Genomic DNA, 15,170 nt, shown 5'->3' on the forward strand with positions numbered 1-15,170 from the left:
TTAATAACATTAAAGGCCTAACTTCACGTCAGGCCTGAAGCAATGACTAATACCAATTACTTAGCATTGGTGCTTTCAAAGATCTTATCTGCTGATGCTGCAACAAAACCAGTATAGATTTCACCATCTGCTTTTGGATAACGAAGTGCGAACTCATAGAAGCAGCTTGGGATCTCAACTTCTTTATCTGCAAACTTAAGGTTAATTTTGTCTGCCATCGTTGAAGACTGCTCAAGTAATACTTCTTTCGAACCTTTGATTTCGCCACCAGCACTATTTAAAACAAAGTCACCATCTTTCAGTGCTTGGTTTACTTCAACAATGGTGTCATAACCTGGTAGGTGGTTGATTGAAACGGTGAAGTGATTTGCACGGTAACCAAATGCAGCAACCCAAGCCGCATATTCACTTTCTTTAAGTAGGCGCTCGTAAGTTGCAAAATCAACATTCCAATGGCGGCCAGAGTATAGGAAGTTTTCAGCCTTTGTAGCTTCAACCTCTACCTGCTCCACCATACCTTTTATGATGGTTTGTACTTCATCGCTAAACTCTTCAACCAATAGCTCAGAAATAAATACTTTTGGCTGGGTCGCATCAGGATGCTCAAAGTGTTTCGCTTTGAGTTTTTTCGCTTCGAAATTGTAATCGCCGCAAGGTTTATAGCCTAAAACAAGTAAGTGTTCAGCTAAAACATCAAGATTAACCTTAGCGATGTTGAAGGTACGGAAAGCAACATGATCATTAATGATCGCTTCACCCTTACCAAGTAGTTGTTGAACTTTAGCTGCTGAAGGTGTTACTTCAACATAATCTTGCCACAGTGCTTCAAACAGTGAATTTACATCAGTGTGCATCTTTAACTCCTTTAAATCAGATGCTTTGTAACTTTTAAAGATAGGGTTTCCCTTTCTTAAATGTTACAAAGGCAAGCTAACGCTTGCCTTATTTGTAGAGGAATATTGTCGTTATAGCGATAAACCAGGACTTAAAGAAGCTGGCAAGTTCACACTATCTGCTTCAACTGAAGCTACTGGGTATGCACAGTAATCTGCTGCATAGAATGCCGATGCACGGTGATTACCAGAAGCACCAACACCACCAAATGGTGCAGCACCAGAGGCACCAGTAATTTGCTTGTTCCAGTTAACGATACCAGCACGAATACGAGCTAAGAAGTAATCGTAATCTTCACGGCTGTCAGCCAAGATACCTGCAGATAAACCATAGCGAGTGTTATTCGCCATGTTAATTGCATCATCAAATTCAGTGAAACGAACCACTTGCAGTAACGGACCAAAGTATTCTTCATCCGGCAACTCAGCAATATTAGTCACTTCAATTAAACCTGGAGATACTAGACCTGTACCTTCTTCAAGGTGCTTAAGTTCAACAAGAGAGTTACCACCCAAAGCTACTAAGTTAGCTTGAGCTGTAACCATACCTTTAGCTGCACCTTCAGAGATCATTGAGCCCATGAATGGTTGAGGTTGCATGTTCCAAGGCCCAACCTGAATTTGCTTAACCGCATCAGTTAACTCAGCAACTAACTTATCACCCGCTTCACCTTGCTCAACGTATAAACGACGAGCACAAGTACAACGTTGACCCGTTGAAATGTAAGCTGACTGTAAAATTTCATGAACTGCTGCTTTCGTATCTTCAACGCCCTTAACGATCAATGGGTTATTACCACCCATTTCTAGCGCCAAAATCTTACCTGGGTGACCTGCGTATTGTTCATGCAGAATATGGCCTGTACGAGAACTACCTGTAAAGAACAAACCGTCAAGTTGCGGATGAGAAGCCAACGCTTTACCCGTTTCAACTTCGCCTTGTACTAAGTTAATCACACCTTTTGGTAACCCAGCTTGCTCCCAAGTTTTCAACATCAATTCAGCGACTTTAGGTGTAAGCTCAGATGGCTTAAACACAACAGTGTTACCAGCAAGTAATGCAGGAACAATGTGTCCATTCGGCAAGTGGCCAGGGAAGTTATAAGGACCAAATACTGCTACTACGCCATGTGGCTTGTGACGCAATACAGCACGACCAGCTGGTATATCACTTTCAGAGTGACCAGTACGCTTGTTATATGCCGCTACAGAAAGGCCGATTTTGCCGATCATTGCGCCAGCTTCAGTTGCGGTTTCCCACTGAGGTTTACCTGTTTCTTGTGCAATCGTTTCTGCGATTTCAGCTTTATTCGCTTCAAGCGCATCACGGTATGCTTCAACAATGGCTAAACGGCCTTCAAGACCAAGCATAAACCAATCAAACTGTGCAGCACGTGCCGCTTCAACAGCTGTGTCAACTTGTGACGGAGTCGCACTTACACCGCTCCATACCGTTTCTTTATTTGCAGGGTTGGTTGAAGCCATTTCATGGCCTTCGCCAGCAACCCACTGACCATTAATAAACTGTGTCATTTTTTAATACCTTACTCACAAGCTTAAATCGCAACTTACATTGCAAGTATGCGAATTTGCTCGCCTTCATTTACCATTAAACCGTCAGCCAATTGAGGACTGATCACAACATCATCACTTTCTTCTGAAACAGATAGATACGCTGATGTTGCTCGATAGTCGGCTAACTTGGTATTTGAAATAATGAATTTTGATTCTGATGCTGGCATATTGTCAACACGAATTGTTAATAGACGGCTTTCTTTAACAGAGCGAATGTTTTCAAGTTCACATTCAACCGTTGGGCCACCGTCAAAAATATCAACGTAGCCACGGTATTGCAGACCTTCAGCTTCAAGCAGTTTTAATGCTGGACGAGTTTTATCGTGCACAACACCAATCACCTCTTGAGCCTCTTTAGGAAGTAAGCAGGTATAAACAGGATTGCGTGGCATCATTTCCGCCATAAACGCTTTTTGTCCTAAGCCCGATAAATAATCTGCTTTGACAAAGTCGATACCCAAGAAGTTTTCTTGTAACCAGCCATAGAATGGCGAATTACCTGCCTCATCTGATACACCACGCATCTCTGCAATGACTTTGTCGCCAAAGCGGTGCGCATGTTGTGCTAAGAATAAGAAACGGCTGCGAGAAAGCATACGGCCATTATTGTCTTTGCGATATGAATCTCTCAAGAACAAAGTACAAAGTTCAGCAGCACCAGTGTAATCGTGACACAGTGTTAAGGTTTGAACACTATTATGAACATCAATCTGCTCTGAGTGATAAACCTCAGTACCAACACGATAATGATAAAACGCATCAATAAGGCCAACAGCAGCTTCAAGCCCACAAGTACCAACAACTTCGCCAGTATCAGTGTCTTCAAGTACCATTAAATAGCCTTCATCGTGCGGCTTATCGGTGTCTTTTATAAAGGATGCTTCTGCTCTCGCAATTTTATTGCGAAGCAAGTCTTCATTGACAGGTAAAGACGTAAATCCGTGACCCGACTCTTCAGCTATGCGCAATAATGCCGCTAGATCTGAACTTCGGATTGGACGAATGATTAACATCTCAAGTCCTCCAAACGTGATAACTTAACCTCAGCTCAACGTAAGCAAACCTCTACAGTACAGCTATTTTCGCCTATTTCTGCGTTGCAATTCCATGAAATAGGTTAGCTATTACAAGAAATTGCGCCTCGCACTAGACAAAACTAGCAGCACTGTAGATTAAAATTTAGCTAATAAATGAAAGTCAAAATAATATAGATTTCATTACGTAAAGCTGAGGTTACTCAGATGAAATAACAAAAGGCATCACAAATGTGATGCCCAGTTTTTCAACTTAACCTGCAACAACTTTTGCTACAGCACGCTCAAAGCGCTCTAAACCTTCTTTGATATCCGCTTCAGGGATAACCAATGATGGAGTGAAACGAACCACATTTGCGCCAGCGATTAGGCTCATTAAACCTTCACCAACTGAAGCTACTAGGAAATCACGTGCGCGACCTTCAAACTTGCTGTTCAATACAGCACCGATTAATAGACCTTTACCACGTACTTCAGAGAATACGTCGTACTTATCATTGATCTTAGTTAGGCCATCACGGAACATTTGCTCACGTTGCTTCACGCCAGCTAATGTTTCTTCGTTGTTTACTACTTCAAGAACCGCATTACCTACCGCACACGCTAGCGGGTTACCACCGTATGTAGAACCGTGTGTACCAATTTTAAGGTGCTTAGCAATTTCAGTAGTTGTAAGCATTGCAGCGATAGGGAAACCACCACCAAGTGCTTTCGCAGAAGTTAAAATATCAGGTACAACATCTGTGCTCATGTAAGCGAATAGCTCACCAGTACGGCCAACACCAGTTTGTACTTCATCAAAAATAACTAATGCGTTGTGCTTATCAGCAAGGCTACGAACCGCTTTTAGGAATTCAGGATCAGCATCGATGATACCGCCTTCACCTTGAAGAGGCTCAAGCATAATTGCACACGTTTTATCTGAAATTGCGGCTTCTAGTGCTGCAATATCATTGAATGGCAAGTGAGTAATTGATTGTGGTTTAGGGCCAAAACCATCAGAGTATGCCGCTTGACCGCCAACACTTACTGTAAAGAAAGTACGGCCATGGAATGCTTTATCAAAAGCAATAATTTGATCTTTTTCAGCGCCAAACTTATCAAGTGCAAAACGACGAGCTAATTTCAATGCAGCTTCGTTTGCTTCAGCACCCGAGTTAGCAAAGTAAACTTTTTCAGCAAAAGTAGAATCTGTAAGGCGAGTTGCAAGCTCAAGTGCAGGCTCGTTCGTCATAACGTTAGCTAAGTGCCAAAGTTTGTTGCCTTGTTCTTGCAATGCACCAGTAAGCGCTGGGTGACAATGGCCTAAACAGTTTACTGCAATACCACCAGCAAAATCGATGAACTCTTTACCTTCTTGATCCCAAACACGGCTGCCTTCACCTTTAACAGGGATTACAGCTGAAGGTGCATAGTTAGGCACCATTACTTCGTCAAATTGGGCTCTAGTAAGATTCTTGTTACCGCTCATACAATCTATCCTTTGTTATTATTTGCAATGTTCACCATTGCGAAGAATCACCTACTTTTCTAATAGTTAGATTACTCTAGTGGTGACTCGCTCGTTTAAATTGCTCTCATTATGATTCAAAGTGTGATCTAAATTCCAGTTTTAAAACATGAATTATTCACTTTTTAGACAGTTGATGCATAAAAAACTGCATATACAAATTTCTGAATCGCATATGAGTGTATTTTTATGCATAAATAATCACAATTATTTTTCAGAATGTAAACACTGAAGCAACAATGACTTTAAACTCACAAATAGTAACTTTATACTCACTTAAGCGAAGAGTTTATCTTCAATGAATCGGTAAATTTGCTTTCTTGCTTTTGTTGCTTCAGGCAAAACTTCAAACAATGGAAAAACATGTGGCATATCAGGGTAGAAGTGCCCTATTATTTGACCGCCTTCATCGTTAATTTTCTTAACAAGACGAACAGAGTCTTGCAGCAGCAATTCTTTTGTACCCGCAAAGACCATAATCGGAGGCGTTCCGTTAAAGTCACCTACTATTGGCGATGCTCTCTCATTCATTGGGTTTTGCCCATCAAGATATGCACTTCTCAAGCGGAACAATGACTCAACAGTAAAAAATGGGTCTTCTGAAGCAAGTGTTTCTTCCGCATCTCCAAGTAATGCAAGGTCTAACGCTGGAGAGATCAATACACAAGCTTTAGGTTGAGTTAATCCTAATCGCTTAATATCAAGCAATAATGAGGCGCTTAAGTTGCCGCCAGCAGAGTCTCCCATCAAGATAATCGGTAGCTCAGGGTGCAGTTGTGTCAATTTTTTATAGGCTTCCAGCACATCATCGATAGAGGCTGGAAACGGATGCTCTGGCGCTAACCGATAATCAGGAATAAAGGCATCTAAATCACACTTATGCATGACATCAGTGATGAAGTGAGCATGAGAATTAGGTGTTTTAAAACAAAAGCCTCCTCCTCTAACATAAAATAATGCCGCTTTAGGCTGATTCGTTGTACCTTTACGTTTGTACATGAGCATACGACTATTAGATAACTCGAATCCGTCACTGGTTAAATCTTTTGGCCAACTTTTCCATCGTTGGTCCAAGTTCAGCATGCGTTTACGGACTTCAGATATTGGCACTTTTGATTTACCACGGCTGATCGACGGTTTAGCCACGTAGGAGAGTATTAAGTTGAGGATATTGGCTTGCCAACTGGACATAAAGAATCACCGTTTTCAATCTGTTAATGCATAAGTTTAAAATACCATACCATTAAACTTGGCAGAACAATGATTGCAAAACATTCATCTGGAGTTCAATATTTAAACATTGCTTACCTATTTAGTGGTTGAAATTGTTTAACATTGATGATTCTCCTCAAATAATAAACGCCAATATTTTACTGCCTAGCAAGGACTTAATGGGTGATATTGCTTTCTTTACTCAAACTCTCAATTTTAAATTAGATAGTATCTACCCTGCTGATAACCCTAGAGTAGCGATTCTGTCCGGTTTTGGCATTGAACTTGAGATGGATACTCAATGTGATGCTCCTTGCTCCACTATCGTAATCGATGTAACCGAAGAATTGATGAGTAGATTAGACTCTGACTCTTTAGTTGCGCCTAATGGCACAAAAATTAGCTTTCGTACTCCGAGCCAACTTGAAGAAAAAAATACTCCGATAGCACTCAGTGTTAATCAAGCCAAAGATAATGATGATTGGATAACTGGCCGAGCTGGGATGCTCTATCGTGATTTAATCACTGACCGCCTGAGCGGAAGGATCATCGCATCACACATTCGGATCCCCAAGGGAGGACCTGTACCTGATTCAGTACATTATCATAAAGTTGAATTCCAACTTATCTACTGCCTCAAAGGCTGGGTAAAAGTGGTTTATGAGGACCAAGGTGAACCATTTATTTTAAGTGCCGGAGATTGTGTAATTCAACCACCAGAAATTCGTCATCGAGTTTTAGAGTCTGGTGATGGACTCGAAGTCTTAGAACTGAGCCTTCCAGCCAGTCACCTCACTTGCTTTGACCATAAAATGGCGTTACCGAATAACAGCCTTAACCCAAGTCGGCGCTTTTCTGGAACTCAGTTTGTGCATCATATCGAATCACAAACACAGTGGTTCACACAAGAAGACTCAACTGTGTTGGTGCAACACACCGGAATAAGTAAAGCCACAGACGGCGTGGCTGAAATACAAATTATTAAGTCTGATTCCAGTGAATGTTCAATGAGATTTAAACCGTCAGCAACTGCATTTGTCTTTGTCAGAAGTGGCGACATAGTGTTAACAAGTAAGCTAGAAAACAAAAAATACTATCTGGGTAGCAGTGATGCTTTTGTCGTACCTAGAGGAGCCGACGTTTCAATTGAAGCGAGCGAAAACCACTTTCAGTTAATTAAAGCGGAATTCTTCGATATCACCAATTGATAAATTACAAAATATCTTGCTTACGGAAATTTTTACTTTTTAGCCTGGTAATTTCTTGTTCGCTAAATTCGTAGTAATCAAACAGCATCTTTTTTTCTCTAGGGTCAATTTGATTCTGCTCTTCAAGTAAAAGTACTTTGGCATATATCGTCGCTTTAAGCGCAATGGCACTTTGCTTAGTCATGTCAGAAAAATTCAATGCCTGATCCATTTCCTTAATATGCTTTTGCAATTTGCTGTTACCAAAACCGTGTAACTCTAAAACTTGCCAGTTAGCCATGCTGCCAATTTGAAGTACATGGTCACAAACTTGCTGAGTCGGGAACTCTGTTGCAAGTACGGCATCGTAAACATTTTTATCGCGACTCTCACTTGCCTCTCGAAGCCATTTACCTCTCGTGCCTTCGTAAACCTGTGCGCATTTTCGTAACACTAAAGAGCTGCCCATTAGGTTCACTAACGTAAGCGTGAAGATCAGGCTTTCGTCCTCTTCTTTTTCTTCATGCAATTGTGCTAAAGCTCTCGCCGCAATGGCTGCCATATTGGCAAAGCGCCAATACTTTCTAGTTATCCATAAAATCGTTGCATGATTATTTGGTAACCAATGACGCATACAAAAGTAAGGGATAAGAAACTTCAGTTGTTCCATGCCGATATAATTAAGCACAAGCTTTAAATCTGACAATTGAACGTCTGTACTTTGAGGACGACTTTGTCTGAATGCAGGGCTGTTCACGAGATTAACTAAGTCTTGATTTAACCAAGGGGTGTTTTTCACCACCAACAATAATCGCTTCATATCCAATTTTTTGGAATGAAGTAGCTCAAGCAGCAACCATTGGGTATTCGATACTGGGCTTTCAGCAATTAGGTTGTCAGTGGAGGCTAGCTGATGTTCCATTTCGCTTATGATCGTCGCAAGCAGCTGGTTTGAAACAGCCTCAAATACTGACTTCTGCTGTTGTTGCTTTTCAATGCGTTCACGCAATGCTTGCTGCTCAACTTCAAGCTTACTGGCCGCATCAAGCAAGTCTTCGCCGAGCTCATCACCAGCCCATGAAGACTTATGCTTACCAACAATCAATAATTGATAAAAGCGCTTTTCTATTTCGATGATGGCACCAGGCTTCATTCCGCCCGCCACTTTAAAAACCACTGACTACTCCCGATTGATTCATTTTCGGACTTATCCTCATCCTTTACGAGATTCTAGTTGCTAGAAGCTTGAAAGTAAAAAGGCTTCCAATTGGAAGCCTTAAAATCGGTCAATAATGGTTATTTAAGATTTTGCTCAAATAACTTATAGATGCGGCGATATTCATCTAACCAGCTTGATGGTTGTACAAAACCATGAGGTTCTACCGGATAAATTGCCGTCTCGAACATTGGCTTTTCAAGTTCAATTAAACGTTGAACAAGGCGGACACTGTCTTGGAAGAACACGTTATCGTCTAATACACCACTCATGATCAATAGTGGCTTTTTAAGGCCTTGAGCATGTTCAATTGGAGAGCTGCGCTCATAAGCAATTGGGTCGACATCTGGGGTATTCAAAATGTTAGACGTATAAGGCGCATTGTAATGTGCCCAATCGGTTACTGGACGCAGCGCAGCACCCGCTTGGAATAAGTCAGGCTCGTTAAACAGTGCCATAAAGGTTAGGAAACCACCGTAAGAACCACCATAAGTACCAACTCGGTTAGCATCAACGTGAGCGTTTCTTGCCATCCACTTTACGCCATCAGCTAAATCTTCAACCTCTGGATGTCCCATATTACGATAAATCGCCGTACGCCAGTCACGGCCGTAACCTTTAGAGCCTCGATAGTCCATATCCATCACCACATACCCCTGCTGTGCAAGCAAGTTGTGGAACATGTACTCACGGAAGTAACCTGAAAAACCATAATGCGCATTTTGTAAGTAACCTGCGCCATGGTTAAAGATCACCGCTGGATATTTTTTACTGCTATTACGGTCATATCCTTCAGGTACGTAAACACGTGCATAAACATCACCAGCACCATGACTAGACTTCACTTTAACGATTTCTGGTGCTTGCCATTTATAGTGAGAGAATGCTTTGCTGGTATAGTGAGTTAATTGCTTTAAGTCGCCACCAATTTTCTGAACATACAGTTCATTAGGCTGAGTACGAGTTGATGCTGTCAGTAATAGCGCATCACCATCCGGACTGAGGCTGTAGTCTAGAGTACCTTTCCAATCCGTTAGCTTTTCATCTTTACCCGTTTTAATATCAACACGGTACACATTATAGATACCAGGTTGTGTCTTATTGGCTTTGTAATACAAATACTGATTCTTAGGGCCAATGGTGACTTCACTCACCACGTACTTACCTTGAGTCAAAGGCTTAGCTTTTTTGCTTTGCGACTTTAAGTAAAGTTGTGAGTAACCTGATTTTTCTGACAAGAAATAATACTGTTCAGTATTACCTATCCAACCAAATTGGTTATGCGTGTAGTTGATCCAAGCATCATCATGCAAACGGTCTTCAGTTTTAAACTTGCCATTATTCAGATCAACACTGGCAATCCAACGATCTTTATTATCAACAGCTTCAACCATGACGAGCACTTTATTTTCAGAGCTATGCCATTGGATTGGGCTTTGACTCCAACCCCAGTCTTGCATCAAACGTATCTTACGAGGAGATTTCTTTGACTCATACGTTTTACCTTCAGCTTTCGCATTTTCTGCTTTAACTTTTGCTAAAACGTCTTCGTTATAGCCCGTTAAACCTTCAATCGTCACAGGATGCTTAGTGTGCGTTTTTAAATCAAGAACAACAAAATCTTGTCCTGGGTATTTGTCTTCAGCAACACGTGCACGAGCAGGTACGGCATCTATATATCCATCTTGGCCTAGATAATTCGGCATGATGTCATGCTCACTACGCCACTTATAATTTTTGTCGACTAAAGCGACAAACATATATCGACCGTCTGCAGATAGGCTTTGCGTTGCAATGCGATTATTTTTCCCTAAGTACCATGCTTTAGGAGCAATGGTTGGGTCAGCTTTAGCAAGATCTTGGTTATACTTTTCACGAGTTTCGGCGTCTCGTTGCACCTTGGCTACGTATTTGATTAAACGATGTTGCTGCTTAGCGATATACCCTTCTGGCTCAGTGACACCTTTTGGTTTATTGGCCATTTGTAGATCAGCAATTTGCTCAACTAAGCCCGTTAAACCATGAATGCGAAAAACCTGCCCGCCCTGCCAGTATGCAAGATCACCGTTTGTTAGGTAACGAACACCACTGATACGCTTATTTTGACGAGTAACTTGAATCACACGATCTGTGGTTAAATCTTTAACAAAGACATTGCCCTGATAAATGTAAGCTTTCTTTGTTTTCTCAGTATTAAATACACCGCCACGTTGATCGGCTAAATGCAGTTGAGATAGGCTTAATTTCTTTGCTGGACCCGTTAATGCTTGCTCGTAGAAATCTGACGTTGGAGCAGAATGCGCTTGACGTGAAAAAAAGATCGAATGACCGTCGTCAGCCCAATAAGCTCTTTTTGCTAAAATCCCCATCCAATCTGGATTAGCCATAATTTGTTTTAAGGTGAGTTTCTGTCCGATTTTAGGTGGAGCAACCAAATCAATTTGTGCAGTTTGATTTGAAATTACACTCGTCTCTGGCGCTTTAGGTGCAGTCGTTGCACACGCAGAGAGAATCGCCAAACTCAAAGTACCTAAGGCGAGATTTCGGCTTAGCAGTTTCATACGGCTTCCTTTATTGTTTTAAAAAATTATCGAGCAACTCCAAGCCCTTTTCAGTCAAAATAGACTCAGGGTGAAATTGCACACCATATATTTGTTTTGTTTTATGGCTCATCGCCATGATTTCCTGCCCGTATTTATCAGAGTCAAACCATGCATCCAGTTCAAACTCATCGGGCAACTCATTCACTAATAACGAATGATAACGCGTCACGGTTAATGGATTTGGCAACGCATTAAATAGTCTTTTATTTGCATGAGTAATATCACTCGTTTTACCGTGCATCACTCGTGCAGCTCTAATCACTTGTTTACCAAATACTTGCGCTATAGCTTGATGTCCCAAGCACACACCGAGTATGGGTAACTTACCCTGAAAATACTCGATAGCTTCAAGAGAAACACCAGCCTCATTAGGCGTGCAGGGTCCCGGCGAAATAACCAAATACTGAGGCTGCAAAGCTTCAATTTCTGCAATGGTGATTTCATCGTTACGCCTCACTTCAACATGCTGACCAAGCTGCTGAAAATATTGTACTAGATTAAACGTAAATGAGTCGTAATTGTCTATCATCAGTAGCATGTCTGCTACTCCAATAACTGTTGATTCTTATAATAGTTGCGAGGATTGTATCACTTTAAGATTGAAACGAAACATTGAGTAAATAATTAAAGCTATTACAAATCAAGCATACTCCGTTGTACATCTTTTTTGGCTTGAATCTCTTTTGTAAACACTTGCCACTCACTCGAACGAGCTTTAGGGTTTACTGCGTCAAAATAAGCAAGCTTTTGCTTATCGCTAAAACCATAGTGAATCGCTTGGGATAAATAGCGTTTCGCACGTTCATTTTGACCAAGCTTTGCATTCAGCAGTGCAACTTTCCAACTTAAAACGGCGGACTCTGAACCACCTTCCAATTGGTGTGACAACTTCAGAGCAAGATCATCGTGGTTAGCATGGCTGCTTGAGAGTAACGCTAAATAGAAATGTCCCAAATCCTGTAAAGCAATATTTTGCTGATGAATTAAATTCAAAGCGGCACTCTCAAGTTGCTCGGTGTTCTTCAACATAAACAAACTTTGCAGTAATCCTTGTTGATATCTTACATTTGTTGGCAATTCATCAACCTGCTGCTGATAGTGCTGTCGAGCAGCAACTAACTTTCCTTTCGCCAACAACAATTGCCCGTGTGCATCAGAAGCTAATAACGAATCAGGCTGAAGTAACAACGCTTTAGTCAGCAATTCGTCGGCGTGCTCTAAGTCACCGATGGCCAAATAACTTAAAGACAAGTGAACGAGACTCACGCTGTTATTTGGTTGTAACTTGAGTGCTTTTTTTATAACAAAAATACTGTCTGCAAGCTGCCCCATGTCTCTGTAAATGTAGCCAAGGTTCGAGCTGGCTTCAGGGTAGTTAGGACGTTTAGCGAGTGCCTCTCGCGTCGCTTTTGCCGCTTTCAAATACCAGCCGAGATTAAAATAAGCCAAGCCCAGCGACTTATAGCCTTGAGCAAGTTCAGGGTTAAGTGAAATGGCATGATAAGCATGTTCAACGGCTTTTTTCTTCCACGATTCGTCACCATTAAACTGAAAAACACCTTGGCTGTATGCATCAGCTAAGGCGGCATGAGCAAGTGCGAATTCTGGCTTCAGCTCAATAGCAGAACTGAATAACTTTATCGCATGTAAGTTATCTTGTTTTCGGTAACGTTGATAATAGTTAAGCCCTTTTTGATATAGCTGTCGTTCGAAGCTTGCGCTTTTCAACTCATTCAAAGTTGAAGGTTGTTGATTTGCTTTATCGCTAAGAAGAGAAGCACTAATAATGAGTACTAAGAAGCTCATAAACACGACAACAGAAGCTTTCCAATATTGTGTAAGATCCATTGCACCAGATGGCATGACATAGCTATCAGTGGTTAAATCCAGCGATGCACTTTGACTGGGCGAGAGTGAAGAATTAACGATAACATCGGGTTTTAATCGATAGCCTCGACCACGGATTACTTCAATATATTCTGGTGCAGCAGCGTTATCTCCCAGAGTTTTGCGTAATAACTTAACTCTTTGTTTTAGCGTTTCATCGCCAATAACGGTATCTGGCCAAACTCGATCAATAATTTCTTGCTGGCTAACAATGGCGGGAGCTGCTTCACATAGCACTAATAGCAACTGATAACTGAGCCATGGCAGTGCAATTTCCTCACCATTGCGCCTTAAACTTCTCAAGCGAGTATCTAAAACCACATCAGAAAATTGATAGCGATAGCCTTGTCTCATAATTGCTCGTTGTTAGGTTCAATAACAACAATTTACCTAATATTCACCAAGATACAACTTGCTTCACTTTCCTTCACCAAAAATTACAGCTTGTTTCACCTTTCCTTCAAGTACTAATTAATCAGCTTTATAGACTCTAAAGTGAACAATCACAGAGAAAAATAACATGACAATATTAGCGAAACACCCAAAAGGGTTATTCATTTGTTTTCTAACTGAAATGTGGGAAAGGTTCAGTTTCTATGGTTTAAAAGCATTACTGATTTTTTATCTGACGGAGCACTTTTTATTTACGGATAAACAGGCCACCAACATTTTTGGTAATTACTTCGCTTTGGTCTATGCATTTCCATTGCTCGGCGGATATTTTGCAGACAAATACTTAGGGACAACAAAAGCAGTGACTTTTGGCGCCATATTATTGTGTCTTGGTCACTTAGGTATGGCGATAGAAGGAAACCCAGCTTATATCGATAATCAAGGCGTCTTAGTGCAAAGTGAAGCTCTGCCTATTTTTTATGTTTCACTGTCACTGATTATTGTGGGGGTGGGTTTTTTAAAGCCTAATATTTCCGGCATTGTAGGGAAGCTTTACCACATTAATGATCCCAGAAAAGATGCTGGATTTACCATTTTTTATATGGGAATTAACCTCGGGGCTGCGCTAGCAGCAATCATTTGTGGTTATGCCGGGCGTACCTACGGCTGGGGATATGGCTTTGGCTTAGCTGGTATCGGCATGTTGATTGGTTTAGTCACTTTTTTATACGGCCAAAAACATCTCATCACATCAATTAAACAAGAGTCTAAAACAAAGCTGATAAATACAAAGTGGCTAGGGGTTTCTTCAAATTTATGGATTTATGGCGGCAGTCTAGTTCTTGTGGCTCTAACCTCAATGATGGTCAGCAATCACCACGTAGTAGCGAGCTTATTAGGGTTCTCACTGCTCATTGCGGCAGCGTGGTTAATTTTTTACTGTTTAAATGAGTCAGATTCAACAGCTAGGCAAAAAATCTATGCGGCTGTGACCTTGACGATAATGTCGACGGTATTTTTCCTCTGTTTTTTACAGTCCGGCAGTTCAATGAATTTATTCGCAGAACGTGTGACAGATCGCAACATATTTGGCTTTATTGTCCCAGCCCCCATGTTGCAGTCTTTGAATGCTATTTTCATTATTTTACTCGCCCCGGTGTTAGCTAAGATATGGCAAACCATGGGAGAGAAAAATATCGAACCTCCAACCCCAATAAAATTCTCAATAGGATTAGCACAAGTCGGTTTGGGTTTTGGTTGTTTAGTTTTAGGGATCGAATTTGCCAGTGAACAACACCAAGTCGCATTAGTTTGGCTGGTACTCGCTTACTTACTCCATACGACTGGAGAGTTATTTATTTCTCCAATTGGACTCTCGATGATCACCAAGCTATCAGCGCCTAGAATTGTGGGGTTGATGCTAGGCTTGTGGTTTTTAGGCTCAGCCATTGCGGAGTATATTGCAGCTTGGTTAGCCGGAAACATGACGGTACCTGATGCCGTTTCTTCAACGCATCCAAGTTTACATTTAGCGACCTATTCAGAGTTATATACCGATATTATGATGATTGCGTTCGGTGGTGCATTACTGACTTTAGTGTTAACGCCCTTGATTAAGAAGTGGATGAATGACATCACGTAACAACAGTTCTAGATAGCA

11 protein-coding genes are annotated in these 15,170 nt (G+C 41.2%); 2 read left to right on the forward strand and 9 right to left on the reverse strand.

The genetic code is table 11. From position 1 onward, the window contains the following. Window positions 1-56: 56 nt before the first annotated feature. From AC1EU2_RS03705 to AC1EU2_RS03725, 5 genes are all read right to left on the reverse strand, one after another. Entirely contained in the window at window positions 57-854 is a 798-nt protein-coding gene (locus tag AC1EU2_RS03705) for a 2-oxoadipate dioxygenase/decarboxylase family protein (protein ID WP_480296636.1), read from the reverse strand. 111 nt (window positions 855-965) lie between these two features. Then, on the reverse strand, window positions 966-2,426 hold the full coding sequence (gene astD, locus AC1EU2_RS03710; RefSeq protein ID WP_480296637.1) for a succinylglutamate-semialdehyde dehydrogenase: 1,461 nt from the start codon (window positions 2,424-2,426) through the stop codon (window positions 966-968). Between the two features lie 35 nt (window positions 2,427-2,461). Then, window positions 2,462-3,481: an arginine N-succinyltransferase gene (gene astA / locus AC1EU2_RS03715; protein ID WP_480296638.1), complete on the reverse strand. Its 1,020-nt coding sequence runs from the start codon at window positions 3,479-3,481 to the stop codon at window positions 2,462-2,464. A 274-nt stretch (window positions 3,482-3,755) separates the two neighbouring features. Next, the gene (locus AC1EU2_RS03720) at window positions 3,756-4,973 is read right to left on the reverse strand and encodes an aspartate aminotransferase family protein (protein WP_480296640.1); all 1,218 of its coding nucleotides are present in this window, start codon (window positions 4,971-4,973) and stop codon (window positions 3,756-3,758) included. A 315-nt stretch (window positions 4,974-5,288) separates the two neighbouring features. After that, window positions 5,289-6,203, reverse strand: a complete 915-nt coding sequence (locus AC1EU2_RS03725; RefSeq protein WP_480296641.1) for an alpha/beta hydrolase — start codon at window positions 6,201-6,203, stop codon at window positions 5,289-5,291. 134 nt (window positions 6,204-6,337) lie between these two features. Here AC1EU2_RS03725 and AC1EU2_RS03730 point away from each other — a divergent pair, with 134 nt between their 5' ends. Then, window positions 6,338-7,432, forward strand: coding sequence for a cupin domain-containing protein (locus AC1EU2_RS03730; RefSeq protein ID WP_480296642.1), 1,095 nt, complete (start codon window positions 6,338-6,340; stop codon window positions 7,430-7,432). A gap of 4 nt (window positions 7,433-7,436) precedes the next feature. Here the strand turns inward: AC1EU2_RS03730 and AC1EU2_RS03735 are convergent, their stop codons facing one another. The 4 genes from AC1EU2_RS03735 to AC1EU2_RS03750 all read right to left on the reverse strand — a co-directional run bounded on the left by AC1EU2_RS03735 (window position 7,437) and on the right by AC1EU2_RS03750 (window position 13,471). After that, window positions 7,437-8,588: an HDOD domain-containing protein gene (locus AC1EU2_RS03735; RefSeq protein ID WP_480296643.1), complete on the reverse strand. Its 1,152-nt coding sequence runs from the start codon at window positions 8,586-8,588 to the stop codon at window positions 7,437-7,439. Window positions 8,589-8,707: 119 nt separating this feature from the next. Further along, the gene (locus tag AC1EU2_RS03740; RefSeq protein ID WP_480296644.1) at window positions 8,708-11,188 is read right to left on the reverse strand and encodes a prolyl oligopeptidase family serine peptidase; all 2,481 of its coding nucleotides are present in this window, start codon (window positions 11,186-11,188) and stop codon (window positions 8,708-8,710) included. Window positions 11,189-11,198: 10 nt separating this feature from the next. Then, window positions 11,199-11,768 carry an anthranilate synthase component II gene (locus tag AC1EU2_RS03745; RefSeq protein WP_480296645.1) on the reverse strand — a complete coding sequence of 190 codons (570 nt, stop codon included), beginning with the start codon at window positions 11,766-11,768 and terminating at the stop codon, window positions 11,199-11,201. A gap of 95 nt (window positions 11,769-11,863) precedes the next feature. Continuing rightward, on the reverse strand, window positions 11,864-13,471 hold the full coding sequence (locus AC1EU2_RS03750; RefSeq protein ID WP_480296646.1) for a tetratricopeptide repeat protein: 1,608 nt from the start codon (window positions 13,469-13,471) through the stop codon (window positions 11,864-11,866). Between the two features lie 166 nt (window positions 13,472-13,637). Between AC1EU2_RS03750 and AC1EU2_RS03755 the strand changes: the two genes are divergently transcribed. Further along, window positions 13,638-15,152, forward strand: coding sequence for a peptide MFS transporter (locus AC1EU2_RS03755; RefSeq protein ID WP_480296647.1), 1,515 nt, complete (start codon window positions 13,638-13,640; stop codon window positions 15,150-15,152). The last annotated feature ends 18 nt before the right edge of the window (window positions 15,153-15,170 follow it).

The organism is Parashewanella sp. 2304DJ23-3 (genome assembly GCF_056591695.1).

Excerpts from the sequence above, each read along its gene's own strand:
- AC1EU2_RS03705 (WP_480296636.1), bottom strand. The coding sequence starts at position 854 with ATGCACACTGATGTAAATTCACTGTTTGAAGCACTGTGGCAAGATTAT.
- AC1EU2_RS03725 (WP_480296641.1), bottom strand. The coding sequence starts at position 6,203 with ATGTCCAGTTGGCAAGCCAATATCCTCAACTTAATACTCTCCTACGTG.
- AC1EU2_RS03740 (WP_480296644.1), bottom strand. The coding sequence starts at position 11,188 with ATGAAACTGCTAAGCCGAAATCTCGCCTTAGGTACTTTGAGTTTGGCG.
- AC1EU2_RS03720 (WP_480296640.1), bottom strand. The coding sequence starts at position 4,973 with ATGAGCGGTAACAAGAATCTTACTAGAGCCCAATTTGACGAAGTAATG.
- astD (WP_480296637.1), bottom strand. The coding sequence starts at position 2,426 with ATGACACAGTTTATTAATGGTCAGTGGGTTGCTGGCGAAGGCCATGAA.
- AC1EU2_RS03745 (WP_480296645.1), bottom strand. The coding sequence starts at position 11,768 with ATGCTACTGATGATAGACAATTACGACTCATTTACGTTTAATCTAGTA.
- astA (WP_480296638.1), bottom strand. The coding sequence starts at position 3,481 with ATGTTAATCATTCGTCCAATCCGAAGTTCAGATCTAGCGGCATTATTG.
- AC1EU2_RS03755 (WP_480296647.1), top strand. The coding sequence starts at position 13,638 with ATGACAATATTAGCGAAACACCCAAAAGGGTTATTCATTTGTTTTCTA.
- AC1EU2_RS03750 (WP_480296646.1), bottom strand. The coding sequence starts at position 13,471 with ATGAGACAAGGCTATCGCTATCAATTTTCTGATGTGGTTTTAGATACT.